24 protein-coding genes are annotated in these 24,215 nt (G+C 69.1%); 11 read left to right on the top strand and 13 right to left on the bottom strand.

What is annotated here, in order from left to right; translation table 11 throughout:
* Positions 1 to 5 precede the first annotated feature (5 nt).
* The 4 genes from AC1RU4_RS16935 to pssA all read left to right on the top strand — a co-directional run bounded on the left by AC1RU4_RS16935 (position 6) and on the right by pssA (position 4,751).
* Entirely contained in the window at positions 6 to 1,931 is a 1,926-nt protein-coding gene (locus tag AC1RU4_RS16935) for an ABCB family ABC transporter ATP-binding protein/permease (protein ID WP_492892289.1), read from the top strand.
* 80 nt (positions 1,932 to 2,011) lie between these two features.
* Positions 2,012 to 3,028, top strand: a complete 1,017-nt coding sequence (locus AC1RU4_RS16930) for a patatin-like phospholipase family protein (RefSeq protein ID WP_492892288.1) — start codon at positions 2,012 to 2,014, stop codon at positions 3,026 to 3,028.
* Positions 3,029 to 3,096: 68 nt separating this feature from the next.
* Entirely contained in the window at positions 3,097 to 3,795 is a 699-nt protein-coding gene (locus AC1RU4_RS16925; RefSeq protein ID WP_492892287.1) for a phosphatidylserine decarboxylase, read from the top strand.
* Between the two features lie 95 nt (positions 3,796 to 3,890).
* Positions 3,891 to 4,751, top strand: coding sequence for a CDP-diacylglycerol--serine O-phosphatidyltransferase (gene pssA / locus AC1RU4_RS16920; RefSeq protein WP_492892286.1), 861 nt, complete (start codon positions 3,891 to 3,893; stop codon positions 4,749 to 4,751).
* Positions 4,752 to 4,836: 85 nt separating this feature from the next.
* Here the strand turns inward: pssA and AC1RU4_RS16915 are convergent, their stop codons facing one another.
* Both AC1RU4_RS16915 and AC1RU4_RS16910 read right to left on the bottom strand, forming a co-directional pair.
* On the bottom strand, positions 4,837 to 5,103 hold the full coding sequence (locus tag AC1RU4_RS16915; RefSeq protein WP_492892285.1) for a transferase: 267 nt from the start codon (positions 5,101 to 5,103) through the stop codon (positions 4,837 to 4,839).
* 345 nt (positions 5,104 to 5,448) lie between these two features.
* Complete coding sequence (locus tag AC1RU4_RS16910) at positions 5,449 to 6,033, bottom strand: protease inhibitor Inh/omp19 family protein (protein ID WP_492892284.1); 585 nt, start codon at positions 6,031 to 6,033, stop codon at positions 5,449 to 5,451.
* A gap of 270 nt (positions 6,034 to 6,303) precedes the next feature.
* Between AC1RU4_RS16910 and AC1RU4_RS16905 the strand changes: the two genes are divergently transcribed.
* Positions 6,304 to 7,080: an SDR family NAD(P)-dependent oxidoreductase gene (locus AC1RU4_RS16905; RefSeq protein ID WP_492892283.1), complete on the top strand. Its 777-nt coding sequence runs from the start codon at positions 6,304 to 6,306 to the stop codon at positions 7,078 to 7,080.
* A gap of 12 nt (positions 7,081 to 7,092) precedes the next feature.
* On the opposite strand, the gene AC1RU4_RS16900 is transcribed toward AC1RU4_RS16905, so the two are convergent.
* Positions 7,093 to 7,962 (bottom strand): LysR family transcriptional regulator, encoded by an 870-nt coding sequence (locus AC1RU4_RS16900; RefSeq protein ID WP_492892282.1) that lies wholly within the window; start codon positions 7,960 to 7,962, stop codon positions 7,093 to 7,095.
* Between the two features lie 201 nt (positions 7,963 to 8,163).
* Here AC1RU4_RS16900 and AC1RU4_RS16895 point away from each other — a divergent pair, with 201 nt between their 5' ends.
* Positions 8,164 to 9,180: a DMT family transporter gene (locus AC1RU4_RS16895; protein ID WP_492892281.1), complete on the top strand. Its 1,017-nt coding sequence runs from the start codon at positions 8,164 to 8,166 to the stop codon at positions 9,178 to 9,180.
* Between the two features lie 106 nt (positions 9,181 to 9,286).
* Positions 9,287 to 9,625: a rhodanese-like domain-containing protein gene (locus AC1RU4_RS16890; RefSeq protein ID WP_492892280.1), complete on the top strand. Its 339-nt coding sequence runs from the start codon at positions 9,287 to 9,289 to the stop codon at positions 9,623 to 9,625.
* Positions 9,626 to 9,664: 39 nt separating this feature from the next.
* Here AC1RU4_RS16890 and AC1RU4_RS16885 read toward each other — a convergent pair whose 3' ends face one another.
* Together AC1RU4_RS16885 and AC1RU4_RS16880 are read right to left on the bottom strand one after the other, a co-directional pair.
* A complete protein-coding gene (locus AC1RU4_RS16885) occupies positions 9,665 to 11,044 on the bottom strand; it encodes a transaminase (protein ID WP_492892405.1) in 1,380 nt (459 codons plus the stop codon).
* A 174-nt stretch (positions 11,045 to 11,218) separates the two neighbouring features.
* The gene (locus AC1RU4_RS16880) at positions 11,219 to 12,601 is read right to left on the bottom strand and encodes an aspartate aminotransferase family protein (RefSeq protein WP_492892279.1); all 1,383 of its coding nucleotides are present in this window, start codon (positions 12,599 to 12,601) and stop codon (positions 11,219 to 11,221) included.
* Between the two features lie 264 nt (positions 12,602 to 12,865).
* Here AC1RU4_RS16880 and AC1RU4_RS16875 point away from each other — a divergent pair, with 264 nt between their 5' ends.
* The 4 genes from AC1RU4_RS16875 (at position 12,866) to AC1RU4_RS16860 (ending at position 17,077) form a co-directional block, all read left to right on the top strand.
* Positions 12,866 to 14,275, top strand: coding sequence for a glutamine synthetase family protein (locus AC1RU4_RS16875; protein WP_492892278.1), 1,410 nt, complete (start codon positions 12,866 to 12,868; stop codon positions 14,273 to 14,275).
* A gap of 173 nt (positions 14,276 to 14,448) precedes the next feature.
* Positions 14,449 to 15,558, top strand: a complete 1,110-nt coding sequence (locus AC1RU4_RS16870; RefSeq protein WP_492892277.1) for a polyamine ABC transporter substrate-binding protein — start codon at positions 14,449 to 14,451, stop codon at positions 15,556 to 15,558.
* 121 nt (positions 15,559 to 15,679) lie between these two features.
* Entirely contained in the window at positions 15,680 to 16,654 is a 975-nt protein-coding gene (locus tag AC1RU4_RS16865; RefSeq protein WP_492892276.1) for an FkbM family methyltransferase, read from the top strand.
* Between the two features lie 27 nt (positions 16,655 to 16,681).
* Positions 16,682 to 17,077, top strand: coding sequence for a VOC family protein (locus AC1RU4_RS16860; protein WP_492892275.1), 396 nt, complete (start codon positions 16,682 to 16,684; stop codon positions 17,075 to 17,077).
* A 7-nt stretch (positions 17,078 to 17,084) separates the two neighbouring features.
* On the opposite strand, the gene AC1RU4_RS16855 is transcribed toward AC1RU4_RS16860, so the two are convergent.
* From AC1RU4_RS16855 to AC1RU4_RS16820, 8 genes are all read right to left on the bottom strand, one after another.
* Positions 17,085 to 17,681, bottom strand: a complete 597-nt coding sequence (locus tag AC1RU4_RS16855) for a cation efflux transmembrane domain-containing protein (RefSeq protein WP_492892274.1) — start codon at positions 17,679 to 17,681, stop codon at positions 17,085 to 17,087.
* 17 nt (positions 17,682 to 17,698) lie between these two features.
* Positions 17,699 to 18,607, bottom strand: a complete 909-nt coding sequence (locus AC1RU4_RS16850) for a lipid A biosynthesis lauroyl acyltransferase (protein ID WP_492892273.1) — start codon at positions 18,605 to 18,607, stop codon at positions 17,699 to 17,701.
* Between the two features lie 43 nt (positions 18,608 to 18,650).
* Positions 18,651 to 19,673 (bottom strand): zinc-binding dehydrogenase, encoded by a 1,023-nt coding sequence (locus AC1RU4_RS16845; RefSeq protein ID WP_492892272.1) that lies wholly within the window; start codon positions 19,671 to 19,673, stop codon positions 18,651 to 18,653.
* 36 nt (positions 19,674 to 19,709) lie between these two features.
* The gene (locus tag AC1RU4_RS16840) at positions 19,710 to 20,462 is read right to left on the bottom strand and encodes an SDR family NAD(P)-dependent oxidoreductase (protein WP_492892271.1); all 753 of its coding nucleotides are present in this window, start codon (positions 20,460 to 20,462) and stop codon (positions 19,710 to 19,712) included.
* Between the two features lie 162 nt (positions 20,463 to 20,624).
* On the bottom strand, positions 20,625 to 21,905 hold the full coding sequence (locus tag AC1RU4_RS16835) for a beta-ketoacyl-ACP synthase (RefSeq protein ID WP_492892270.1): 1,281 nt from the start codon (positions 21,903 to 21,905) through the stop codon (positions 20,625 to 20,627).
* 149 nt (positions 21,906 to 22,054) lie between these two features.
* Positions 22,055 to 23,239, bottom strand: a complete 1,185-nt coding sequence (locus AC1RU4_RS16830) for a beta-ketoacyl-ACP synthase (RefSeq protein ID WP_492892269.1) — start codon at positions 23,237 to 23,239, stop codon at positions 22,055 to 22,057.
* On the bottom strand, positions 23,232 to 23,747 hold the full coding sequence (locus AC1RU4_RS16825) for a 3-hydroxyacyl-ACP dehydratase FabZ family protein (protein WP_492892268.1): 516 nt from the start codon (positions 23,745 to 23,747) through the stop codon (positions 23,232 to 23,234). Before AC1RU4_RS16825 ends, AC1RU4_RS16830 begins: the two co-directional genes overlap by 8 nt.
* Before the next feature lie 41 nt (positions 23,748 to 23,788).
* A complete protein-coding gene (locus AC1RU4_RS16820) occupies positions 23,789 to 24,070 on the bottom strand; it encodes an acyl carrier protein (RefSeq protein ID WP_213360002.1) in 282 nt (93 codons plus the stop codon).
* Between the last annotated feature and the right edge of the window lie 145 nt (positions 24,071 to 24,215).

Raw genomic sequence — 24,215 nt, 5'->3', positions numbered from 1 at the left:
TTCCCATGTCCGCACCCGAGGGCGGCACCGCCCTGTCGCGCCAATCCACCAAACCCGATGGGTCGCCGAATGGCAGCCTGCTGGTCGCGCTGCGCGGGCTGACGCCCTATCTGTGGCCGGCCGACCGGATGGACCTGCGCGCCCGCGTGCTGTGGGGCCTGCTGCTGCTGGTCGCCGCCAAGATCATCACCATGTCGACCCCGTTCCTGTTCAAATGGGCGACCGACGCGGTGGCGGAGGGCGAGGGCGCCCGCATCTCCACCGATACGATCAGCCTGATCGTCGCCGCGCCGGTGATGCTCACGCTCGGCTACGGCCTGTCCCGCGTCGCCATGGCCGGCCTCACCCAGTGGCGCGACGGGCTGTTCGCCAAGGTGGCGATGCACGCGGTGCGCCGGCTGGCGCTGGAAACCTTCGAGCATATGCACGCGCTGTCGCTGCGCTTCCATCTGGAGCGCAAGACCGGCGGGCTGACCCGCGTGCTGGAGCGCTCGCGCGAGGGCATCGAGACCATCGTGCGCATGCTGGTGCTGCACCTGGCGCCGACCATCCTCGAATTCGTGCTGGTGGTCGCCATTCTGCTCTGGCAGTTCGACTGGCGCTACGCCGCCGCCGCGGTGGCGATGATCGGCGCCTATACGCTGTTCACCTTCATGATGACCGAATGGCGCATGGGCATCCGCCGCTCGATGAACGAGAGCGACACCGACGCCAATGCCAAGGCGGTGGACAGCCTGCTCAACTACGAGACGGTGAAATATTTCGGCGCCGAGAAATGGGAAGCCGATCGCTACGACCGCTCGATGGCCCGCTACGAGCGCGCCTCCATCCACACCCACACCTCGCTTGCCTGGCTGAATGCCGGGCAGGCGACGATCTTCACCCTCGGCCTCACCGCGGTGATGGTGCTGTGCGTGTTCGACATCCGCGCCGGGCGGCAGTCGGTCGGCTCCTTCGTCATGGTCAATGCCATGATGGTGCAGCTCTACCAGCCGCTGAACTTCCTCGGCATGATCTATCGCGAGATCAAGCAGTCGCTCATCGACATCGAGGCGATGTTCGCCATCCTCGCCCGCTCGCCGGAAATCAGGGACAAGCCCGGCGCCGTGCCGCTGGCGCTGAAGGGCGCCGCCATCCGCTTCGAGGATGTGCGCTTCTCCTACGATCCCGAGCGCGAGATCCTCAAGGGCGTGTCCTTCGAGGTGCCGGCGGGGCGCACCGTCGCCATTGTCGGCCCCTCGGGCGCCGGCAAGTCGACCATCTCGCGGCTGCTCTACCGCTTCTACGACGTGGCGGGCGGGCGCATCACCGTGGACGGGCAGGACATCCGCGATGTCAGCCAGAAGAGCCTGCGCGCCGCCATCGGCATGGTCCCGCAGGACACGGTGCTGTTCAACGACACGCTCGCCTACAATATCCGCTACGGCCGGCCGGACGCCGCCGACGCCGAGGTCGAGCGCGCCGCTGAGCTGGCGCAGATCGACGGCTTCGTGAAGCGCACGCCCAGGGGCTACGCCACCGAGGTCGGCGAGCGCGGCCTCAAGCTCTCCGGCGGCGAGAAGCAGCGCGTCGCCATCGCCCGCACCATCCTGAAGGACCCGGCGATCCTGCTGCTCGACGAGGCGACCTCGGCACTCGACAGCCATACCGAGCGCGAGATCCAGGATGCGCTGGAGCGCGTCTCGCGCGGGCGCACCACGCTGGTGGTGGCGCATCGCCTCTCGACGGTGGTGAGCGCGGACGAGATCATCGTGCTGGAGCACGGCCGCATCGCCGAGCGCGGCACCCATGCCGAGCTGATGGCGCGGCGCGGCCTCTATCACTCCATGTGGGAGCGCCAGCGCGAGGTCGACGAGGCCAAGCGCACGCTGAGCCGCGGCGAGGACGATCTCGCCGACCCGATCGTCAGCCCGGCCGACGCCGCCGCCTGAGGGCAAATGAACGGTTGCGGCCGCCGCCGGCGCGATCATAATGCCGGCAGTTCCGATGGGTCGAACCCCGAGGGCGGCACATGGATAGGCGCAGGGTCGCGATCGCGTGCCAGGGGGGCGGCAGTCATGCCGCCTTCGCCGCCGGGGTGTTGCAGCACCTGCTGACGACCCGCATGGATGAGATCGACATCAAGGGCCTCAGCGGCACCTCGGGCGGCGCCATCTGTGCGGCATTCGCCTGGGCGGGGCTCGTCGACGGAAAGCCGGACGAGGGCGCGTCGGGTCTCCAGCATTTCTGGGACATCGCCAAGGCCGACGATCTCCTCGACCTGTGGACGAATTATTGCGCGCGGTTCGCCGGCAACCTGCCATGGACGCTGGAGCTCAGCCCCTACCACTATCCCGCCACCGCCGCCGCGACCCTGCGCGGCTGGCTCGCCGGCACCCTGCCGCTCGACCGCCTGCCGCGGGGCGCGGGGCGCAACGAGCCGCGGCTGTTCGTCGGCGCCACCGACGTTCTGTCCGGCGAGCGCTGCATCATCGAGGGCGCCGATCTCACCTATGACGACCTTCTCGCCTCGGCGGCGATCCCGAGCCTCTATGAGGCGGTGCATACGCGCGGACGCCATTTCTGGGACGGGCTGTTCAGCGTCAATCCGCCGGTTCGCGAGCTGATCCGCCTCGACATCGACGAGGTCTGGGTCGTCCAGATCAATCCCGGCGTCAGCGCCGGCGTGCCGACCACGGTGAACGACATCGTCGACCGCCGCAACGAACTCGCCGGCAATGTCTCGCTGGCGCAGGAGCTGCACTTCGTCGCCACGGTGAACGAGCTGCTGTCGTTGAACGGCGGGGCGCTGGTCAGCGAGCACGGGCCGCTGCGCCATGTGCAGATCCGCGTCGTCGACGCCGAGCTCGCCCAGCACGACTACGCCTCCAAGCTCGACCGGCGGGCCTCCTTCATCAACGAGCTGATGGACCGCGGCCACCATTACGCGCATCGCTTCTTCGACGAGCGCTCGCTGTGGCCGCGCGAGGGCGCCTTGCCGCGCCGCCCGAAAAATGTGAGCGCGGCGCCGCATTCCGCGGCGGTTTGACCCTCGCCGCCATTTGACGCCATCCCCGTGCGGCACTACCTGTGCCTCAGCATCGTGCGGGAGAGGTCATGTCGGTCATCGATTCCATCCGCGGCGGCCTCGTGCCGATCCACCGCGAGGGCTACCCCTTCATCCTCATCGGGGTCGCGGTCTCCCTGCTCCTGCTCTGGCTGTTGCCGCCGCTCGGCTGGATCGCGGTGCTGATCACCGTGTGGATCTGCTATTTCTTCCGCGATCCCGAGCGCGTCACCCCGCTGCGCGCCGGCCTCGTGGTGTCGCCGGCGGACGGGCGGGTCTGCCTGGTCGGGCCGGCGGTGCCGCCGCCGGAGCTCGGGCTCGGCGCGGAACCCATGGCGCGCATCTGCATTTTCATGAACGTGTTCGACGTGCATGTGAACCGGTCGCCGCTTGCCGGCCGCATCGAGCGCATCGCCTACAAGCCCGGCAAGTTCCTCTCCGCCGATCTCGACAAGGCGAGCGAGGACAACGAGCGCTCCGGCCTCGTGCTCGACACCGCGCTCGGGCGCGTCGGCGTGGTGCAGATCGCCGGGATGGTGGCGCGGCGCATCGTCGGCTTCAAGCAGGAGGGCGACGTGCTGGCGCCCGGCCAGCGCTTCGGCCTCATCCGCTTCGGCTCGCGGGTCGATGTCTACCTGCCGGTGGGGATCACCCCGCTGGTGGCGGAAGGCCAGCGGGCGGTGGCGGGCGAGACCGTGCTGGCCGACGCGGCCGTGCTGCCCGGCGCCGTGACGTTCCGGGTGGATTGAAAGCCGGGGGACCGGGTTGCCGGGCGGAGCGTCCGCCGGGTGGACGAAATGCCTCCCGGCAGCTTCCCGTGCCCTGATGTGAGTGAGGCGGACCGATGTCGAACTTCTTCGAGCCCGATGCGCCCGAGACGCGCCGCCGCCGCTTCCAGGCGGTGCCGGTGCGCATCCTCATCCCCAATGTGGTGACGCTGCTGGCGCTCTGCGCCGGCCTCACCGGCATCCGCATGGCGATCGAGGGGCGCATGGAGCTGGCGCTCGGCGCCATCGTCATCGCGGCGGTGCTGGACGGCGCGGACGGGCGGCTGGCGCGGATGCTCAAGGGCACCTCGCGCTTCGGCGCCGAGCTCGACAGCCTGTCGGACTTCGTCTGCTTCGGGGTGGCGCCGGGGCTGGTGCTGTATATGTGGGGCCTCGACACGCTGGGCTCGGTCGGCTGGATCGCCGCGCTGGCCTTCGCCATCTGCGCCGCGCTGCGCCTCGCCCGCTTCAACGTGATGCTGGAAGACCCCAACAAGCCGGCCTTCGCGGCGGATTTCTTCACCGGCGTGCCGGCTCCCGCGGGGGCGATCTGCGTGCTGCTGCCGGTCTATCTGGAGCTGATCGGCCTGCCGCGCCTCGTCGCCTCGCCGGCGGTGGCGGCGTTCTACTGCCTCGCGGTCGCCTTGCTCATGGTATCGCGGCTGCCGGCCTGGTCCGGCAAGAAGCTCGGCAGCCGCATCCCGCGCGACGCGGTGCTGCCGCTCTTCGTCTGCGTGGTGCTGTTCGTGGCGGTGCTGGTCACCTGGCCGTGGACGGTGCTCGCCGTCCTGTCGGTGGGCTATCTGGCGGCGCTGCCCTTCTCGGTGCTGCGCTATGCCAGGCTCGCCCGCGAGCACGAGGCGCAGGTCGTCGCGGGCCTGCCCTTCCCGCATGCGGAGGCCGACAAGGCGCTGGGACGCCCCGACCACCTCAATTGAGCGGCCGGGCGCAGCGCGTCGTCAAAGGCGGCAGAAGCTTAAAATCAGGGCAGCCATCGAGGCAGCCGACGGGCGGCGCAAAGGCTCAGCGCGCGCGATCCGCCATGGCGGCGACGCGGGCGGCGAGCGGCGCGGCGGGAAACGCCTGGCGCAGGATCCGCAACGCCTCGGCATCGGTGCGCGGGCGCGCCATGTCGAGATGGCTGCGCATCAGCGCCGCCACCGAAGGCATCTCCAGCTGCCGGCGCGGAAAACTCGGCGACAGCGTCGCGCGCTCATCGAGCCGCGAGGTGAAATCCCCGTTCTGCTCCATCGCGCTCGCCGACATCATCGTTCCCTCGTTCCCCAGCATGACAACCGCCTCCGATTGGAATCGCGAATCAATCAGCTTTCCTCATGCACACCATGGGCCAGCCCCGGTGCCAACGCACGGATAATCTCTAAGTTCCCGACTTTGTGAAGATAAGCTGTGTTGTCGCGAACACATCCGCAATAGCCCCAACACTAGTGTCGATGTGCAGGATTTTATTTCGAATACTGTCGCATTTGTTTCATTTTCGCCCGAAAAAAGGTCGGGCGGCAGACGATCACACGCGCCGCAACGCCGGCGCGGGCGGGGTACGGTGCCGAAAATCCCGTCGATGCAATGGGTTAACCCAAGCGGGCCCTTGGCGCGCCGCGTTGATTGTGAGCCCGTTCAGGTGCGGCTGAGCGCCACTCTGGCGCCATCGCCGGTCGCGGTGCCGTCATAGCGGCCGTCGCCGGCCGGCTGCAGCCGGGCGGTGACCTTGCCGAGATGGTTCTGCAGCACGATCTCGTTGCCCCAGACGTCCCAGCCCTTGGTCATGAAGATATCGTTCGGGCAGCCGACATCGGCATTGGCGGCGAAGCCGGACATGCCGCGCTCGGTGGAGAGCGTCACCTTGCAGCTCTTGGCGCCGTTGTCCCAGGTGAAGTTCCAGTTGCCGGCGAGCTGGGTGCGCGCGGCGCCTGGGTCGGCATAGGCGACGCCGCCGGGGGCGGTGGCGGCGGGCGGGGTCAGCGGAACGGAGGTGGCGGCGCTGGCGGTGGCGCGCGGGGTGACGGCGGCGTCGGCGGTGGCGGCGGCCGCGCCATAGGTCGGGGGTACCGGAGAGCTTTCGACCGAGCCGGTCGGGGCGGGGGTGATGCGGTTCGGGTCGACCGCCGCCGCCTTGGGCTCGCCGAAACCGTCGAGAGCGGTGCTGCATCCTGCGAGCAGAATCGCGACGGCGGATACGGCGGCGACGGCGGTGATCTTCATCGACTTCAAACTCCCCGCGGGCTCTCACCGAGCCTGCGCCGACTCCGATACCTTTTTTGGGCACCGGCGCCTTCATGTGCAACCCATTTCTTGTCGCCAAGGATCGTGGCGTCAGCATGGCCCCCTTGCGGCAACCCGTTGCGGCACGCGCCGGCTCCCCAACTTGGACAACGAAGCCTTAACCGCGCGGCAGGCCCGTCTCCGCCGCTGTGGACGAGGCGCCGGCGCCGGAGTATGTGCGGTGCAGCAACCTTGCCGTGGAGTGCGCCCATGTCCAGCTACCAGATGCTCGATCCCTCGACCCTCGTCGTCCTGATCACCGGCGCCACCTCCGGCATCGGCGCGGCGACGGCGCGGCGTTTCGTCCTCGCCGGCGCCAAGGTCGTCGCCACCGGCCGCCGGGCCGACCGGCTGATCGCCCTGCGCGACGAGCTCGGCCCCGCCCTGCTGCCGCTGGAAGTGGATGTGCGCGACAACGAGGCGCTCACCGCCGCGCTCGCCGGCCTGCCGCCGGCCTTCGCCGGCATCAACGTCGTCTTCGCCAATGCCGGCCTCGCCCTCGGCCTCGAGCCCGCCCACAAGGCGAGCCTGAAGGACTGGGAGGACATGGTCGACACCAATATCAAGGGGCTGCTCTACACCGTGCGCGCCACCCTGCCGGGCATGGTGGCGCGGGGAGAGGGTCACGTCGTCTTCACCGGCTCGATCGCCGGCGACTATGCCTATCCCGGCGGCAACGCCTATGGCGGCACCAAGGCCTTCGTGAAGCAGTTCGCGCTGAACCTGCAGTCCGACCTCGCCGGCACGCCGGTGCGTGTCACCAATATCGAGCCCGGCATGGTGGAGACCGAGTTCTCGCTGGTGCGCTTCCATGGCGACGAGACCAGGTCGGAAGCGGTCTATGACGGCGTCGAGGCGCTGACCAGCGAGGACATCGCCGAGCAGATCTTCTTCTGCTGCACCGTGCCGCGCCATGTCGTCATCAACAGCCTGCAGGTCTTCCCGGTCGCCCAGACCTTCGCCGGCTTCAAGGTCGCGCGCGGCTGAGGCCGCTGCGCCTCACGCGGCGGCGACGGCGCTCGGCGTCGCCAGCGCCGCGCGCAGCGTGTCGGCGAGGCGCCGCGCCGCCGCCGAGGCGCCGGGCGAGATCAGCAGGCCGATCTCGCTGTCCGGCAGCGGCGGCAGCCCCTCGGCGGCGCCGAGCCGGCGCCATTCCGGCGGCGCCGCGCATTCCGGCAGCGCGGTGATGCACAGCCCGGTCTCCACCGCCGAATGGATGCCGCTCTGCGAGTTCGACGTGCAGGCGACGCGCCAGCGCAGCTCGGCGGCGTCGAGCGCGGCGGCGATGTGCGGACGGGCGCGGCAGCCGGTGGGGAACAGCGCCAGCGGCAGCGGGTCCTGCCGCTCCGGCCGGTGGCCGCGGGCGGCGAGCCAGAGCAGCTTCTCACGCTTCAGCAATTCCCCGCTCGGCCGGTTGAGGTCGCGGGTGAACAGGGCGAGGTCGATCTGCCCGCGCTCCACCTCCGGCTCCAGCACCTTGGACAGGTCGCAGCGAATGGAGATCTCCACCCTTGGATAGGCTGCGGCGAAGCGGGCGATGGCGGGGGTGAAATAGGCGTCGATGTAATCGTCCGGCATGCCGAGCCGCACGCTGCCTTCCGGCGTGCCGCCCTTGAGATCGGCCAGCGCCTCGCTCTCGAAGGCCAGCATGCGCCGGGCATGCGCCACCAGCCGCTCGCCGGTCTCGGTCAGCGCGATGCCGCGCCGCGAGCGCTCCAGCAGCCGCACGCCGAGATTTTCCTCCAGCTGGGCGATGCGCGCCGACACCGCCGACTGCGTGCGCCCGACCCGCTCGGCCGCGGCGGTGAAGCCGCCATTGTCGACGATGGCGATGAGCATGCCGAGCGATTCGGTATCGAGATGGCGCATCGTGAAATCCGGCTGTCCGCTGCTGGACCGATCCTATCGAATTTGCTCATCCAATCACAAATTAAATTCGTTTTCACGATTTTAGTGCATCGTGTTAAGGCATTTTTGCTGGTCGATTGCCTATCAGCCGAGCGTTTCGACGCCGCGGCCCTTGGGTCAGGACCCATCCCTGCCGCTCTTCTTTACATCCGAGTCCGGTCCATGTCCCCGCCGCCCCCCGCTTCCGCCGCGCTGTCGCCGACAGGCATGGCCGATGCGTCGCTGTTCCCGTCCGTCGTCACGCTGGCGGAGGAGGCGCGGCTGCGCCGGCAGGCTTTCGCGGCGGTGGTGCTGGCGGCCCTGTTCATCGGCTTCTCGCCGATCTTCGTGCGCTTGTCCGATGTCGGGCCGGCGGCGATCGGCTTCTGGCGGCTGTTCTTCTCGCTCGGCCCCACCGCCCTGTGGGCGCTGGCGGAGCGGCGGGAGGCGCAGGCGCTCGCCCGCCGCCGGGCGCAGCCGGTGCCGCGCATCGCCGGGCGGCAGGTGCTGCTCCTGCTGCTGGCCGGCTTCGCCTTCGCCGCCGACCTGGTGCTGTTCCATGCCGGCCTTGCCCGCACCAGCACGGCGAACGGCGTGCTGATCGGCAATCTCTCCGTCATCTTCGTCTTCGTGCTGGGCTGGCTGTGCCTCGGCGAGCGGCCGACCCGCGGCCTCGTCATCGCGATGGCCTTCGCGCTGGCCGGCGCCGGGCTGATCGTCGGCAGCAATCTCGGCGGCGGCGCCCGGCCGGGCAGCGCGCTCGGTGACCTCCTGTGCATCGGCGGCGCGCTGGCCTATGCGTTCTACATGCTGTTCGTGCGGCTGCTGCGGCGCCACCGGCCCGACCAGCCGGCGATGGGCGGCGGCATGACGGCGCTCATGTCCAGCGCCGCCGGCATGGTGTTCTGCCTCGCCTGGGCGCTGGCGGCCGGCGAGCGCATCATCCCGGCCGGCACGGGCGGCCTGCTGGCGGTGGCCGGGCTCGGCGTCATCGTGCATGCCGGCGGGCAGGGGCTCACCACCTTCGCGCTCGGGCGGCTGCCGGCCGGCCTCATCTCGATGGTGATGCTGCTGCAGATCCTGGTCGGCACGGCGCTGGCGGCCCTGCTGTTCCATGAATTCCCGCCTGCGATGGTGCTGCTCGGCGGCGGCCTGCTGGTTGCCGGCGTGGTGGCGGCCCGCCCGCGCTCCGGCAGCTGACGCGCCGGCCTTCGGCGCCCCCGCCTTCGACTCCCCGCACCCGGCGCCCCTTGCGCTGCGGCGCCGGCGGCATTAGGTCGAAGGGCAGGTTCAAGGAGTGCGCGCGATGCAGCCCAATCCGTTCGGTGGCGTTATCGAACATCTGTCGGTCGAGGACGTGAAGGCCGGCCTTGAGGCGGGCACCGTGCTGCTGGTCGACGTGCGCGAGCCCAACGAGCTCGCCGCCGAGCGCATTCCCGGCGCCGTCGGCTTCCCGCTCTCGACCTTCGATGCGTCGGCGCTGCCGGATGCCGGCGACAAGATTCTGGTGTTCTCCTGCCGCTCCGGCCAGCGCTCGCAGAAGGCCGCCGCCGCCGCGCAGGCGGCCGGGCTCGACCTGCACCGTCACATGGCCGGCGGCATCCTCGCCTGGAAGGAAGCCGGCTTCCCCACAGAGCAGGGCTGACTTTCCGGCCCGCCGGGAAACGCCAGGCCCGGCCGGGCGTCAGCCCGCCAGCCGGTCCAGCACCTCGCCCATGGCGCCGGCCATGCGCTCGACCTGCGCCTCGCTGGTCGCCGGGCTCGCCAGCATCATGTCGTGGAACGGCGAGATCAGCGTGCCGCGCACCAGCATGGCGAGGTGGATCGTCGCCTCCAGCGCGCTGAAATGCGCCGCCTTGGCCTCGAAGCCGTTGAGGAGCGGCCTCGGCGCCCGCACCACTTCCACCCGCGCGCCGCAGCGCGCCACGTGCCAGGGCAGGCCAGCCTTGCCGATGGCCGCACTGAGCGCCGCCTGCATCCGGTCGGCGATGGCGTTCATGTGCGCATAGGCGGCCGGCGTCGCCACCTCCTCCAGCGTCGCGCGCAGGGCGGCGAGCTGCAGCGGGCTGCCCGACAGCGTGGTGCCGATGCCGGAATGGCCGGGCGGCACGCTGGCGCGGGCGGCGTTCAGCCGCTCCACCACCTCGGTGCTCATGCCCCAGACGGCGGCCGGAATGCCGCCGGCAATCGCCTTGCCGACCACGAACAGGTCCGGCTCCAGCCCATGCGCGCCGGCATAGCCGCGCGGGCCGGTGGAGAGCGTATGCGTCTCGTCGATCAGCAGCAGCGTGCCGAAGCGGCGGGTGAGGGCGCGCAGCCCTTCATGGAAGCCCGGCTGCGGCAGCACCATGGCGCAATTGGTCATCGCCGGCTCGGTGATGACGCAGGCCACCGTGCCGTCGGCCAGCGCCGCCTCCACCGCGTCGAGGTCGTTGAACGGCACCACGCGGGTCAGCTGGGTGAGGTCGCGCGGCTCGCCGACCAGCCCGGCCTTGTTGGCCGGCCGTCCGCTGCGGTCGATCTCGACGAAGGTCTCGTCCACCGCCCCGTGATAGGCGCCGTCGAACACCAGCAGCCGCGCCCGCCCGGAGGCGGCGCGCGCCGCGCGGATGGCGAAGCGGTTGGCATCGCTGGCGGTGGTGGCGATCTGCCACTTGGCGAGGCCGAAGCGCTCCGCCAGCAGGTCGCCGACCGCCGCCGCGTCCGGGCTCGGCAGCATGGTGGCGAGGCCGCGCTGCGCCTGCGCGACGATGGCGCGCTGCACCGGCGCCGGGCCGTGGCCGAACAGCGCCGCGGTGTCGCCGAGGCAGAAATCGTCATAGCCGTTGCCGTCGATATCGACGAGCCGCGCGCCGGTCGCCTCGAACACCACCAGCGGCACCGGCGTCGACCAGTCGCTCATCCAGTGCATCGGCACGCCCTCGAACAGGTGCGCCGCCGCCCCGGCCGCCGCCCGCGTCTTCGGGCGGGTGCCGAGATAGAGCGCCTCCACCTCGGAGCGCAGCGCCGAGACGCGGGCGGGGTCGACGCCGCCCGGATCGAGCGGGGCGAAAGGCGCGTTCATCGGCCAGTCCTCCGTGAGGTCCAAGGCGTTTTCCACGGCGTTTTCCAGGACGCCTTCCGGCGCCGCGGATGCCGGTCGGCGTGAAAACGCGGCAGCACCTGAACGTGGTGCCTGCTTCGCGTTTCCGTAAGGCGCGAAGCGAGCACCATGTTCATTCAAGCACGATGTGGCCGTTCAGCCCACCCAGCCGCGGCGCTTCAGCTCGGCATAGGTCTGGTCCAGCGTCTTGCGGGCGCGGGCGACCAGTTCGTCGATCTCGCCGCGCGAGATGGTGAGCGGCGGCGCGATGATCAGGCGGTCGCGGGTGGCGCGCATGATCAGGTTGTTCTGGAACGAGAAGTCGCGCGCCAGCGTGCCGACCTTGCCGACCTCGGGGAACTTGGTGCGCCCGGTCTTGTCGGGCGTCAGCTCCAGCGCGCCGAGCAGGCCGAGCGTCGGCGCCTCGCCGACCAGTGGGTGCTCGGCCAGCGCCCCCCACGTCCTGGTGAGATAGGGCCCGACATCGTCCGCCACCCGCTCCACCAGCTTCTCGCGCTGGATGATGGCGAGGTTGGCCAGCGCCGCCGCGCAGGCGGCCGGATGGCCGGAATAGGTGTAGCCGTGGTTGAAGTCGCCGCCCTCCATCAGCGCGTCGACGACGCGGTCGGCCACCATCACCCCGCCGAGCGGCAGGTAGCCGGAGGTGATGCCCTTGGCCATGACCAGGAGGTCGGGCTGGGTGCCGAAGGTCTCGCAGCCGAACCACGAGCCGGTGCGCCCGAAGCCGCAGATCACCTCGTCGGAGACGAACAGGATGTCGCGCTCGCGGCAGATGCGGGCGATTTCCGGCCAATAGGTCGCGGGCGGGATGATGACGCCGCCGGCGCCCTGCACCGGCTCGGCGATGAAGGCGGCGATGCGGTCCTCGCCGAGCGCGTCGATGGTGGCCTCCAGCGCCTGCGCGGTGCGCAGGCCGAATTCCTCCGGCGTCTCGCCCTGGCGCGCCTCGCCCCAGAAATAGGGCTGGGCGATATGGACGATGCCGGGGATCGGCATGCCGCCCTGCGCGTGCATCGGCGCCATGCCCCCGAGGCTGGCCGAGCCGATGGTGGAACCGTGATAGGCATTGCGCCGGGAGATGATGATCTTCTTCTCCGGCTTCTCCTTGATGTCGAAATAGCGCCGCACCAGCCGGATGACGGTGTCGTTGGATTCCGAGCCGGAGCCGGTGAAGAACACCCGGTTGAACTGCGGCGGCGTCACCTCGGCCAGCTTGGCGGCGAGCTCGATGGCCGGCTTGTGCGTGGTCTTGAAGAAGGTGTTGTAATAGGGCAGCTCGCGCATCTGCGCCGCCACCGCCTCGACGATCTCCTCCCGCCCGTAGCCGACATTGACGCACCACAGGCCGGACATGGCGTCGAGGATGCGGTTGCCGTCGGAATCGGTCAGCCACACGCCATCGGCCTTCACCATCACGCGCACGCCCTCGGCGTTGAGCGACCTGGTGTCGGAGAACGGGTGGAGATGGTGCGCGGCATCGAGCGCGCGCAGCTCGGCGGTGGTCTTTGGGAGCGTCATTTGTGCAGCCTGTGTGAAGCGTTTTCGAGCGAAATATGTAGCGGTTCGCGTCGGGAAAACGCGACGGAGGAATGGTTTTGGGCCATTCGGCGACGGCGTGAAGCGCCGAATGGCTCAGGGTTGGCCCACAATGTGATCACATTTAACGTGCGTCAAGCCTTTCCCCGTGCCACAAGAGAGGCGCATCGCGGCGCGGGGCGGCCGGCTTGACCGACCCCCCGGCCGCGTGACCACAATGAAACAGGGCCTCACCCGGAACCCATCATGCCGTCCACCGAAGCCGCGCCGGTCGCGGTCGCCGATCCCGACATCGCCCGATCCGAAATCGCCGACGAATTCGGCGCTCATGTCGCCCGCGCGGGCGTGCCCGAAATCGTCGAGGTGCTGCTGCCCGACACCCATGGCGTGCTGCGCGGCAAATGGATTCCCGGCACGGCCGGCGCCAAGATCTGGTCGGACGGCGTCGCCATCCCGCTCTCCATCTTCGGGCTCGACATCTGGGGCCGCGAGGTCGAGGAGACCGGCATCCATATCGAGACCGGCGACCGCGACGGCCTGTGCCTGCCGGTGCCGGGCACGCTGAAATCGGTGCCGTGGTCGCCGCGCCCCTCGGCGCAGGTGATGATCTCCATGTACGAGCCGGACGGCAAGGGCGGCCTGTCCCCCTGGGAGCTGGACCCGCGCCACAAGCTCGCCGCGCAGGTGGCGCGCCTCGCCGCGCTCGGGCTCCACCCCTGCGTCGCCTTCGAGCTGGAATTCTACCTGATGCGCCCGGCGCCCGGTCCCGGCGGCGTGCCCGAGCCGGTGTTCCCGGTGTCGAACGGCCCGGCGCGGCAGAACATGTATTCCATGTCCGACCTCGACGCCCATGCCGGCCTGCTGCACGACGTGCGCGAGGCCGCCCGCATCCAGGGCCTGCCGGCCGATACGGTGATCTCCGAGGCCGCGCCCGGCCAGTTCGAGGTCAACCTCTATCACCGCACCGACGCCATGGCGGCGGCCGACGACGCCATCCTGCTGCGCCGGCTGATCGACGGCGTCGCCCGAAAGCACGGGTTGCGTGCCAGCTTCATGCCGAAGCCGTTCCTGGAATTCGCCGGCTCGGGCATGCATGTCCATGTCAGCCTGACCGATAGGGCCGGCGGCAACGCCTTCGGCGCCGGCGAGGCGGGCGAGGCGCTGCTGCGCCATGCCGCCGCCGGCATGCTCGCCACCATGGCCGACACCGCGCTGTTCTACGTGCCGAGCTATAACGGCTTCCGCCGCCTCGTGCCGGGCAGCTACGCGCCGACCGGGGTGAGCTGGGGCTATGACAACCGCTCGGTGGCGGTGCGGGTGCCGAACGGCCCGCCCAAGGCGCGGCGGCTGGAGCACCGCATCGCCGGTGCCGACGCGCATCCCCATCTGGTGCTCGCCGGCATACTCGGCGGCATGCTGGAGGGCATCGAGCGCCGCCTCGAGCCGCCGGCGCCGCTCACCGGCGACGCCTACAAGGCGCAAGCGCCGCTGCTCACCTATGAGATGGCCGAGGCGATCCGCCGCTTCGAAGCGTCGGACTTCGTCGCCCGCGCCTTCGGCGCCGAATACCGCCGGGTTTTCGGCATCATGAAGCAGGCGGAGCTTGCCGCCTTCCAGCGCAGCATCAACCCGCTCGAATACGACACCTATCTCTGAGGCGCCCGCGGGCGCCCGGAACCGGAACTGCTTGCGTTTCGATGAAATGTGATCAGATTTCGGGCATGATCATGACTTGAGCAGGCCGCGGCAAGTCACTAGCCTTGGCCTGATCGAAGACGAACCGCCTGCGGTTCGCCGTCACCTGGCCAATCTTCCCGAAGGAGAACGCAATGGCCCGCCTACTCGCGACGATCGCGGCCGGCTTCCTGGCTGCGCTGGCGATCACTCCCGCCAGCGCGCAGGACAAGGTCGTCAACGTCTATAACTGGTCCGACTATATCGACGAGTCGGTGCTGGAGGAGTTCACCAAGGAAACCGGCATCAAGGTCCGCTACGACGTCTTCGATTCCAACGAGGTGCTGGAGACCAAGCTCCTCGGCGGCAAGACCGGCTACGACGTCGTGGTTCCCACCGGCTCCTTCCTGCAGCGGCAGATCCAGGCCGGCGTGTTCCTCAAGCTCGACAAGTCGAAGCTGACGAACATTTCCGAGCAGTGGCCGATGATCGCCGAGCGGCTCGCCGTCTACGATCCGGGCAACGAATATGCCGTCAACTACATGTGGGGCACCACCGGCATCGGCATGAACATCGACAAGGTGAAGCAGCGGCTCGGCGACATGCCGCTCAACACCTGGGACATCATCTTCAAGCCGGAGAACCTGAAGAAGCTGAAGGATTGCGGCGTCTACATGCTGGACGGGCCGGAGGAGGTCATCCCCACCGCGCTGCGCTATCTCGGCAAGGACCCGAATTCCAAGGATCCGGCGGATATCGAGGCCGCCGGCAAGCTGCTCGGCGCCATCCGGCCCTTCATCAAGAAGTTCGATTCGTCGGGCTATATCAACGCGCTGGCCGGCGGCGACATCTGCATCGCGCTCGGCTGGTCGGGCGACGTGTTCCAGGCCAAGTCCCGCGCCGAGGAAGCCGCCGAGAAGACCGGCAAGAAGCCGATCAACATCGAATACGTCATCCCGAAGGAAGGCGCGCTGATGTGGTTCGACAATTTCGCCATCCCGAAGGATGCCCCGCACCCGGAGGAAGCGCTGGCCTTCATCAACTACATGATGAAGCCGGAAGTGGCGGCGAAGAACTCGGACTTCATCTCCTACGCGAGCGGCAATCTCGGCGCGCAGAAGTTCATCAGCAAGGACATCCTGGAAAATCCGGCCATCTACCCGGATGCGGAGACGCAGACCAAGCTGTTCACCGTCACCACCTATCCGCAGAAGGTGCAGCGCGTCGTCACCAAGACCTGGAACGACTTCAAGCGCGGCCGCTGAGTTTGGAATTGCTCTCATCCACTGGTAGAGAGCGATCTATAAGACATCCCTGACTAGTATGCCGGCCGATGCTCCCCTAGAGTATCGGCCGGTTTCGTTTGACTCGGGGGGGTCTTCGCCAATGAAACTATTCTCCCGCCGGCCTCGAATTCCGGTCGGGTTGCGGGTGCTGGCCAGGCCGCCGGCCAATGACATCACCGACGAACACGTCGCGTGGTGCTATCGCATTCTCCTCAACCGCGAACCGGAAAGCAAAGCGGCCCTGAACAGCCATCGCAGGGCGCCTTCGCTGAGGTGGCTCGTCGATTGCTTTCTCGGATCGAACGAGTTCAAGGTCGCCCATCCCCAGTTCTTCGCGCATCTCGTCGACAAATGGGCGCTTGTCACCTCCGCCCACGGCTTCGACATCTGGGTGAACCTCGGCGACGCCTTCGTTTCCTGGCCGATCATCGACGACGATTTCGAGCCGCTCGAGACCGCTTTCGTCAAGGACCACGTGACGCCGGGGATGCGGGCCATCGATGTCGGGGCGAATATCGGGTTCTTCTCGCTGCTGCTTGCGCGCCTCGTCGGGCCGAACGGCACCGTCGCCGGTTTCGAGCCGATGCCCACCATCTGGGAACATGCCTCGCGCTCCGTCGCGGCCAACGGCTTCGACTGGTGCCGGATCGTCAATGTGGCGCTCGGCGACCGGGACGGCACGGTAGAGATGCTCGATGCGTCGGCATCGGTGAACAAGGGGGCCGCGCAGCTGCGGGTCGAAACGGCGGTGCCGCCGGGCCTGCGGGCGACGGAGGTGCCGATGCGGCGGCTGGCCGACGAGTGGTCCGGCCCGGTCGATTTCATCAAGATCGATGTCGAGGGCGCCGAATATCTCGCCCTGGCGCCGTTCATGGAGGAGATCCGCCGCTACAAGCCGGTGATCATGTCGGAAGTGCTGCCGGACGCCCTGAAGCGCATCAGCGGCGTGTCCTCCGCCCGGTACATCTCGATGTTTCTCGATGCGGGATATGATTGCGTCGACCTCGTCTCCTCGAAGACAATCGGCCGCGACGGGGTCGACCGGCTGACCAATGTGGGCTTCCTGCCGCGCTGAGCCGGCCGTTCATGCGCAGGAGGCGCGATGTTCTCGCATGTCCATATCGGCGTGAGCGATTACCGGCGCGCGCTTGCCTTCCATGCGCCGCTGATGGCGCTGATCGGCCTCGATCTCAAATTCGCCGAGCCGGAGGCCGGATGGGCCGGCTGGAAGGCGACGGGCGCCGACCGCCCGCTCTTCCTCGTCGGCCGTCCCCATGACGGCGCGCCGCACGATGCCGGCAACGGCCAGATGACCGCCTTCCTCGCGCCGAACCGGGCGCTGGTCGATCGCTGGCACGCGCTCGCGCTGTCGCTCGGCGGCACCGACGAGGGCGCGCCCGCCCTGCGCCCGCACTATCATCCGAATTATTACGGCGCCTATATCCGCGACCCGGACGGCAACAAGCTCTGCCTCTGCTGCCACGCGGCGGAGGGTTAGGGGCGGATCACGCCGCGGCCTCGCGATGCTCCTCCCGCGCGGCTTCCCATACTTCATGCGCGGCATCGGCATTCATCGCGGCGATGCCGAGCCCGACGATCAGGTCCGGCCACGCCGACAGCGTCGCCGCGGTGGCGAGGCCGGCGCCGATGATCGCGACATTGGCCAGCGCGTCGTTGCGAGCCGACAGGAACGCCGCCTTGGTCAGGCTGCCGCCGTGATGGCGGAAGCGGGCGAGGATCAGCGCGCTGGCGAGGTTCACCGCCAGCGCCCCGAGCCCGGTCAGCGACAAGGCGAGCGGCGCCGGCGGTACCGGCGCCATGAACTTGTCCCACGCCATCCACAGCGTCGCGAGGCCGGGGACGAGGATGACGGCGGCGAGCGCCATGCCGAGCCGCGCCCGCTTGCGCATCGACCAGCCCAGCCCGATCAGGATCAGCACGTTGATCGCGGTGTCTTCGAGGAAGTCGACGCTGTCGGCGAACAGCGACACCGAGCCGATGGCGAGCGCCACGGCGAATTCGATGCCGAAATAGCCGAGATTGAGCGCCGCGACGATGGCAACCACCCGCCGCAGCCCGTCATGGTCGGTCGGCACGCTCATGCGATCCTCTTGCGGCGTCATGCGTCGCGCCAGCGGCGATAGAACCAGGTCCACTGCTCGGGATGCTCGCGCACCCAGCCCTCGACCACTGAGGTGATCATCTGCATCGAGGCGTCGACGTCGATCTTGCCGCCGGCGTCGCGCGGCAGGTCGAGCGGCGGCGTGCAGGTGATGCGGAAGCGCCCGCCGGGCAGGCGGATCACCCGCACCCCGTGCACCGGGCATTCGTAGAGCCGGGCGAGGCGGGCGATGGTCGGGTTGGCGGTGCAGGGATGGCCGAAGAAATCCACCATCGGCCCGCCGCGCCGGTCCTGGTCGACGAGGATGCCGAGATGCTTGCCCTGGTCGAGCACGGTGGCGAGCTCGAACACCGCGACATGCGAGGCGGCGACCAGGTTGCCCATCACCTTGCCGCGCTGCCGGAGCAGTATCTCGGCGAAGAAATCATTGTCCGGCGGGCGGAACAGCACCGCGCTGTCCAGCCCCTGCGCGGCGGCGGCGATGGCCGGCAGCTCCCAGTTGGCGAGATGCGCGGTGAAGATCAGCGCCGGCTTGCCGTCGTAGCGCATGGCGACGAACTGGGTGGCGCCCGATACCTCGATCCGGCTCCTGGCCGGCTCCCACATGTTGTATTGCCAGATGCGGTCGAGATGCACGAACTCGCCGGCGACGCGGCCGAGATTGTCCCACATGCCCCGCGCGATCGCCTCGCGCTCGGCCTCGGTCTTCTCGGGATAGGCGCGGGTGAGGTTGCGCAGCGCCCGCTGGTGCACCGAGGTGCGCGGGCCGATCAGCTTGGCCCAGAACGCGCCGGCATTGGCCGCCGTGTCGGCGCTGACGGCGCGCAACAGGCGGATCAGCCCCCACACCGTCGCGGAGAGGACGTGGTCGCGTAGCCGCTTGTGCCAAGGCAGGGCGGTGCTCACCCGCGTGTCTCCGGCTCGATCAGCAAAGGGCGTGGCGACGGGATCAGAATGTGATGACCACCTTGCCGAATACCCGACGGGTCTCCAGCCGCTCCAGCCCGGCGCCGAAATCGGTCAGCGGGAACTGCGAATCGATCACCGGCCTCACGCCGCGCGCCATGCGCACCAGCCCGTCGGAAATGGCGCGGATCGGCGCGCCGAACGAGCCGATGATGCGGTACTGGCGCTGGAACAGCTGCATCAGGTTCATGTTGACCGACACGCCGGAGGTCGAGCCGCAGGTGACGAGGCGCGCGCCGGGCTTCATCGAGAGCAGCGAGCCGTTCCAGGTCTCGGCGCCCACATGCTCGAACACCACGTCGACGCCCTTCTTCCTGGTGATCTTGCGCACCTCGTGCTCGAAGCGGTCGGTCTTGTAGTTGATGACGTGATCGGCTCCCAGCGCCAGCGCCTTGGCGCATTTCTCGTCGTCGCCGGCGGTGGTGATCACCGTGCAGCCGATCTCCTTGGCCATGCGGATCGCCACCGTGCCGATGCCCGAGCCGGCCGCGTGCACCAGAATGGTCTCGCCCGGCTCCAGCTTGGCATTGTCGAACAGCATGTGCTCGACGGTGGAGAAGGTGACCGGCGCGGTCGCCGCGTCCACCCAGTCGATGCCGTCCGGGATCGGCACGCAGAGCCGTTCCTTGATGTTGAGCGCGTCGCGGGCGAAGCCGTCGACATGGAAGCCCATGACGCCGGCGACCTCCTCGCACAGGTTGTCGCGCCCGGCGCGGCACATCTTGCACTGGCCGCAGGTGAGCGCGCCATACATGGCGACCTTCGAGCCGGGCTTGAAGCGGGTCACGCCCTCGCCGATGGCGGTGACTTCGCCCACCGCTTCCGCGCCGACCACGAGCGGCATCTTGCGCTTGGCGAAGGCCATGCCGCGCCAGCCCCACACGTCGATATGGTTGAGCGCCAGCGCTTTGACGGAGACCTGCACCTCGCCGGGAGTCGGGGCGTCCGGGGCGGGGAGATCGACGAGATCGAGCTGGCGGTCGGAGACGAGTTGAAGCGCGCGCATGGCGTGGCTCACTCCTGCAAAGAGGATAGGAAAACTTCAGCGCTGGATGGCTAAAGCAGCCGTTAGGCCGCCGTCAACCGGCAGCGTCGCGCCGGTGATATAGGCCGCGCCGGGCGAGAGCAGGAAAGCCACCACCCCGGCCACGTCCTCCGGCCGGGCGAAGCGGCCGGCCGGGACCTGCTTTTCGACATTGGCGCGATAGGCGGCATAGGGCGCCAGCATCTCGGTGTCGACGAAGCCGGGGGCGACGACGTTCACCGTCACCCCGCGCCGGGCGCTCTCGATGGCGAGCGTGCGGCAATAGCCGCCGAGCGCCGCCTTCGAGCCGGCATAGATGGAGTTGCCGGCATTGGCGACCTCGGCGGCGATCGAGCCGATGGCGATGATGCGCCCGGTCCGCGCGCGGGTCATCGGCCGCACCAGCGTGCCGGCGAGCCGCACGAAGGACCAGTAATTCACCTGCATCAGCCGCTCGGCCTTGTCCTGCTCGACCATGGCGGCGAGCGTGTCGTAGCTCATGCCGGCATTGTGGACGAGGCCGAAATAGGTCGGCTCCTCGGCGATCTGCGCGGCGAACGCATCGACCGCGCCCTTGTCGGCGAGGTCGAGCGAGCGGGCCTCCAGCACGGCCTCGGGCCGTGATTCCCGGATATCGGCGATCAGCGCCCTGGCCTGTTCCTCGGCGGTGCGCACGGTGAACACGACGTCGAAGCCGGCCAGGGCGGCGGCGCGCACGATGGCGGCGCCGACGCCGCGGCCGCCGCCGGTGACGAGGATGCGGTCAGCCATGAGCCGCGGTCCCTTTCTTTACCTCTCCCCGAGGGAAGAGGTCGGCGCGCAGCGCCGGGTGAGGGGTGAGGGCGGTCGGGAATTCCGTGCGCACGCAGGACCCCTCGCCCCGGCCCTCTCCCCCACGGGGAGAGGAGGCCGGGTTTCGCGCGAACCCGGCGCTCACGCCGGCTCGCCCGTCATGATCAGGCAGACGTTCTGCCCGCCGAAGCCGAAGGAGTTCGACATGATCCGCTTTACCTGCGCGTCGCGGGCGACGTTCGGCACCACGTCGAGCGGGATGGCGGGGTCGGGGATCTCGTAGTTGATGGTCGGCGGAATGCGGCCGTTCTGGATGGTCAGCAGCGAGATCACCGCCTCGATGGCGCCGGCGGCGGTCAGCGTGTGGCCGATCATCGACTTGTTGGAGGAGAGCGGAATGCTGCCCAGCCGCTCGCCGAACACCGCGCTCATGCCGGTGAACTCCATGCGGTCGTTCTCCGGCGTCGAGGTGCCGTGGGCGTTGATATAGTCGATGTCGTCCGGGCTCACCTGCGCGTCGGCGAGCGCGGCGCGCATGCAGCCGATCACCGGCTTGGCGTCCGGCGAGGAGCGGGTGCGGTGGAAGCTGTCGGCCATCTCGCCGACGCCCTCCAGAACGCCGAGGATCCTGGCGCCGCGCGCCGTGGCGTGCTCGAGGCTCTCCAGCACCAGCGCGCCGGCGCCTTCGGCGATGATGAAGCCGTCGCGGTTCTTGGCGAAGGGACGCGAGGCGGCTTCCGGCACCTCGTTATGGGTCGACAGCGCCGAGAGCAGCGAGAAGCGGATGAGCGCTTCCGCCGTCACCGAGCCGTCGGTGGCGATGGACAGCGCCGCCTCGCAATCGCCGCGGCGGATCGCCTCGACCGCGAGCTGGATCGAGGTGTTGCCCGAGGCGCAGGCGGTGGACAGCGAGATCGGCTGGCCGCGCGTGCCGAAGCGGTCGGCGAGGTGGTCGGCGATCGAGCCGTAGAGGAAGCGCTCGTGCCAGGCGTCGTGCCCGCCGGTTTCGGCGGCGCGCAGCAGGTCGTCATAGGTGATCGGGCCGTTGGCGGCCGATTCCTGCGCCAGGATGCGGCGCTGCGGCCATTCGAGCTCGATCGGCGGCACCGCGCAGAACAGCGGGCCGGGGAAATTGCCCTTGCTGCCGATGCCGGATTCCGCCACCGCCTCGTCGGCCGCCAGCTGGGCCAGCTCCTCGGAGAGGTCCGGCGCCGTGCGCCCGCTATCCCTGAGGAAGTCGACCGTGCCGGCGATGGTGGTGCGCAGCGCGTCGATCGGGAAGCGGGTGATGCGGTGGATGCCGGACGCGCCGGCGGTGAGCTTCGCCCAGTTGTCCTGCTTGCCCTGGCCGAGCGAGGTCACCATGCCCATGCCGGTGACGACGACGATCGGCCGGCCGGCCTTGTCGGTATAGGACGCCATAATGTGCTCCTCGGGAGCGTTGCCGCTCCCATGCGGTTAAGCCCTTTCCGATCGGGCGAAACCGCCCGACCGGCAAGAAGGCGCTCCAGAGTCGACGAACTGGAACCTGTTCCGACCGCAAAAGCCTTTCGACCTTTGCGCGACAGGCCCTAGCCCGCTCGCTCGACGAGCGCCACGCCCTCACCGCGCCAATGCCCCACTCCCGTGACGATGGCACGCGAGAGCGTCCCATCGAAAGGCTTTTCCAGCGTCTCGCCGGCGAGCGGCGGGAACAGCTGCCCGCGCGACACGGCAAGCGCCGCGATGGCCAGCGCCACCGGCATCTGCGCCTCCAGCCCGTGGCCGACCCGGTCGGTCACCGAGCGCACCGGCAGGCCGGTGCGCTCCAGCACCGCGGCTTCGGCCTCGGTCGGCTCCGGCGCGCCGCAGGCGGCGGAAAGAATGGCGGTCTCCTCGGAGGTGTCGCCGCGGGCGGTGGCGATCATCGCCGCCAGCGTCGCCTCGACCGCGCCCTTGTCGTTGCGCCGCGCGCGCTCGGACCACACGCCGGACAGCTTGGCGATCGGCCTGGCGCCGCGCGCCGTCGCGTGCTCGGGCGATTCCAGCACCAGGAAGGCGCCGGCCGATCCGGTCGGCACGCCCTTGGGGTCGGCGAAGACCGGCGCCCACGGCGTCATCCGGGCGAGGCGCTTCAGCGCGAACAAGAGCAGCATGTCGCGCCGCTCGGCATTGTAGGCGCCGCCGACCAGGGCGATCTCGCTGGTGCCGGCCGCGATGCGCGACCAGCCGATTCGCACCGCGTCGGTGCCCGAGCTCTCCTCGCCCATGAAGGTGCGCGAGGAGCCGGTGACGCCGTGCACGATGGAGATGTTGCCGGCCAGCAGGTTGGAGAGCTGGGCGAGGAACAGCGTCGGGCGCAGGTTGGACTGCAGCTGTTCGTTGAGGAACACGTCCGGCTTGGCCTGCTTCTCGATCTCGGTGAGGATGGCGCCGTCGACCGACTGGTCGCGCTCGCCGCCGCCCGCCGCCACCACCATGTCGGTGGCGCCGAGGATGGCCTTGTTGCCCTTCAGCCCGGCGGAATCGAGCGCGAGGCCGGCGGCGAAGGTGCCGATCCGCTGCCACGGCTCCATCTGCCGCTGATCGCCCTTCTTGGGGATCTGCTGGTCGAAATTGATCTTGGCCAGCGGGTGCACGACGTAAGGCGCGAAGGTCGTTTCGTCGACATTCGGCCGCGTGCCGTCATTCAGCGCCGACCAATGGGCTTCGAGCCCTTCACCGAGCGACGAGACGAGCCCGATGCCGGTGATCCAGACCTCGCGACGTTCAGACATGCGTAAGATTTCCTGCGCTCGCCGGCGCGGCGGAGCCGAATTCGGCCGGCGGTTCCATCGGCATGCCGATGCGTGTGGCGGTGTCGAGAAGATAGCCGCGCAGCTCCGGTGCCGGGAACGCCATGGTCTTCAGCGTCACCTCGGCATTGCACACCAGCTTGCCCTCGACCCGGCCGCTGGCCTTCAGCCGCGCATAGCCCGAGCCGTCATGCACCATCTCGGCATGCACCTCGATGATCTGGCCGGGGGTGACGAAGGTGCGCAGCTTGCCCTTGTCGACCGAGGCGAGGAACGCCATGCGGTCGTAATTGTGCAGGCGCAGCAGCAGCATGCCGCAGCTCTGCGCCATGATTTCGAACAGCAGGACGCCGGGCAGCAGCGGGTGGCCGGGAAAGTGCCCCTCGAAGATCGGGCTCTGTTCCGGCACGACATTGGCGGTTTTCAGGGTGCGGGCCTCGAGATCGAGCGTCAGCACCTTGTCGACCATCTGGAAATATTCGAGCCGCATGACCGCCTGTGCCTGCCCTGCCTACCTGTCCGCCGCGCCGCTCACGCGGACTTGGCGGCGATCAGTTCGTCGATGCGGGCGCAGAGATTCTTGAGCACGAAATATTGCTCGGTGGTCGCCTTGCCCTCGTTGACTTCCTGGGTCCAGCTTTCCAGCGGCAGCTTGATGCCGAACGCCTTGTCGATGGCGAAGGCGATATCGAGGAAGTCCAGGCTGTCGATGCCGAGATCGTCGATGGCGTGGCTCTCCGGCGTGATGTTCTCGCGCGGGATGTCGCAGGTTTCGGCGATGATGTTGGCGACGGTCTCGAACGTGGAAGACATGGAATGCCTCTGGTCTCGGTGGCCGCGTCCGGCCACGGTGTGAATCGGAGCATGCCCGCCGGGGCTCCCGTCCCGGCCGGCCTCCCGCGTGGGTGACGGCCCGTATACCGAAGCGCGACCACCTATTCAATGGCGCTGGCGCAGC

Source organism: Ancylobacter sp. GW821-FHT10E12, from assembly GCF_058809335.1.
Note: the sequence above shows the minus strand (reverse complement) of the source record. Positions and strands in the feature narration are given on the sequence as shown.

Coding starts and splice junctions, on each gene's coding strand:
- AC1RU4_RS16935 (WP_492892289.1), top strand. CDS start 6: ATGTCCGCACCCGAGGGCGGCACCGCCCTGTCGCGCCAATCCACCAAA.
- AC1RU4_RS16930 (WP_492892288.1), top strand. CDS start 2,012: ATGGATAGGCGCAGGGTCGCGATCGCGTGCCAGGGGGGCGGCAGTCAT.
- AC1RU4_RS16925 (WP_492892287.1), top strand. CDS start 3,097: ATGTCGGTCATCGATTCCATCCGCGGCGGCCTCGTGCCGATCCACCGC.
- pssA (WP_492892286.1), top strand. CDS start 3,891: ATGTCGAACTTCTTCGAGCCCGATGCGCCCGAGACGCGCCGCCGCCGC.
- AC1RU4_RS16915 (WP_492892285.1), bottom strand. CDS start 5,103: ATGCTGGGGAACGAGGGAACGATGATGTCGGCGAGCGCGATGGAGCAG.
- AC1RU4_RS16910 (WP_492892284.1), bottom strand. CDS start 6,033: ATGAAGATCACCGCCGTCGCCGCCGTATCCGCCGTCGCGATTCTGCTC.
- AC1RU4_RS16905 (WP_492892283.1), top strand. CDS start 6,304: ATGTCCAGCTACCAGATGCTCGATCCCTCGACCCTCGTCGTCCTGATC.
- AC1RU4_RS16900 (WP_492892282.1), bottom strand. CDS start 7,962: ATGCGCCATCTCGATACCGAATCGCTCGGCATGCTCATCGCCATCGTC.
- AC1RU4_RS16895 (WP_492892281.1), top strand. CDS start 8,164: ATGTCCCCGCCGCCCCCCGCTTCCGCCGCGCTGTCGCCGACAGGCATG.
- AC1RU4_RS16890 (WP_492892280.1), top strand. CDS start 9,287: ATGCAGCCCAATCCGTTCGGTGGCGTTATCGAACATCTGTCGGTCGAG.
- AC1RU4_RS16885 (WP_492892405.1), bottom strand. CDS start 11,044: ATGAACGCGCCTTTCGCCCCGCTCGATCCGGGCGGCGTCGACCCCGCC.
- AC1RU4_RS16880 (WP_492892279.1), bottom strand. CDS start 12,601: ATGACGCTCCCAAAGACCACCGCCGAGCTGCGCGCGCTCGATGCCGCG.
- AC1RU4_RS16875 (WP_492892278.1), top strand. CDS start 12,866: ATGCCGTCCACCGAAGCCGCGCCGGTCGCGGTCGCCGATCCCGACATC.
- AC1RU4_RS16870 (WP_492892277.1), top strand. CDS start 14,449: ATGGCCCGCCTACTCGCGACGATCGCGGCCGGCTTCCTGGCTGCGCTG.
- AC1RU4_RS16865 (WP_492892276.1), top strand. CDS start 15,680: ATGAAACTATTCTCCCGCCGGCCTCGAATTCCGGTCGGGTTGCGGGTG.
- AC1RU4_RS16860 (WP_492892275.1), top strand. CDS start 16,682: ATGTTCTCGCATGTCCATATCGGCGTGAGCGATTACCGGCGCGCGCTT.
- AC1RU4_RS16855 (WP_492892274.1), bottom strand. CDS start 17,681: ATGAGCGTGCCGACCGACCATGACGGGCTGCGGCGGGTGGTTGCCATC.
- AC1RU4_RS16845 (WP_492892272.1), bottom strand. CDS start 19,673: ATGCGCGCGCTTCAACTCGTCTCCGACCGCCAGCTCGATCTCGTCGAT.
- AC1RU4_RS16840 (WP_492892271.1), bottom strand. CDS start 20,462: ATGGCTGACCGCATCCTCGTCACCGGCGGCGGCCGCGGCGTCGGCGCC.
- AC1RU4_RS16835 (WP_492892270.1), bottom strand. CDS start 21,905: ATGGCGTCCTATACCGACAAGGCCGGCCGGCCGATCGTCGTCGTCACC.
- AC1RU4_RS16830 (WP_492892269.1), bottom strand. CDS start 23,239: ATGTCTGAACGTCGCGAGGTCTGGATCACCGGCATCGGGCTCGTCTCG.
- AC1RU4_RS16825 (WP_492892268.1), bottom strand. CDS start 23,747: ATGCGGCTCGAATATTTCCAGATGGTCGACAAGGTGCTGACGCTCGAT.
- AC1RU4_RS16820 (WP_213360002.1), bottom strand. CDS start 24,070: ATGTCTTCCACGTTCGAGACCGTCGCCAACATCATCGCCGAAACCTGC.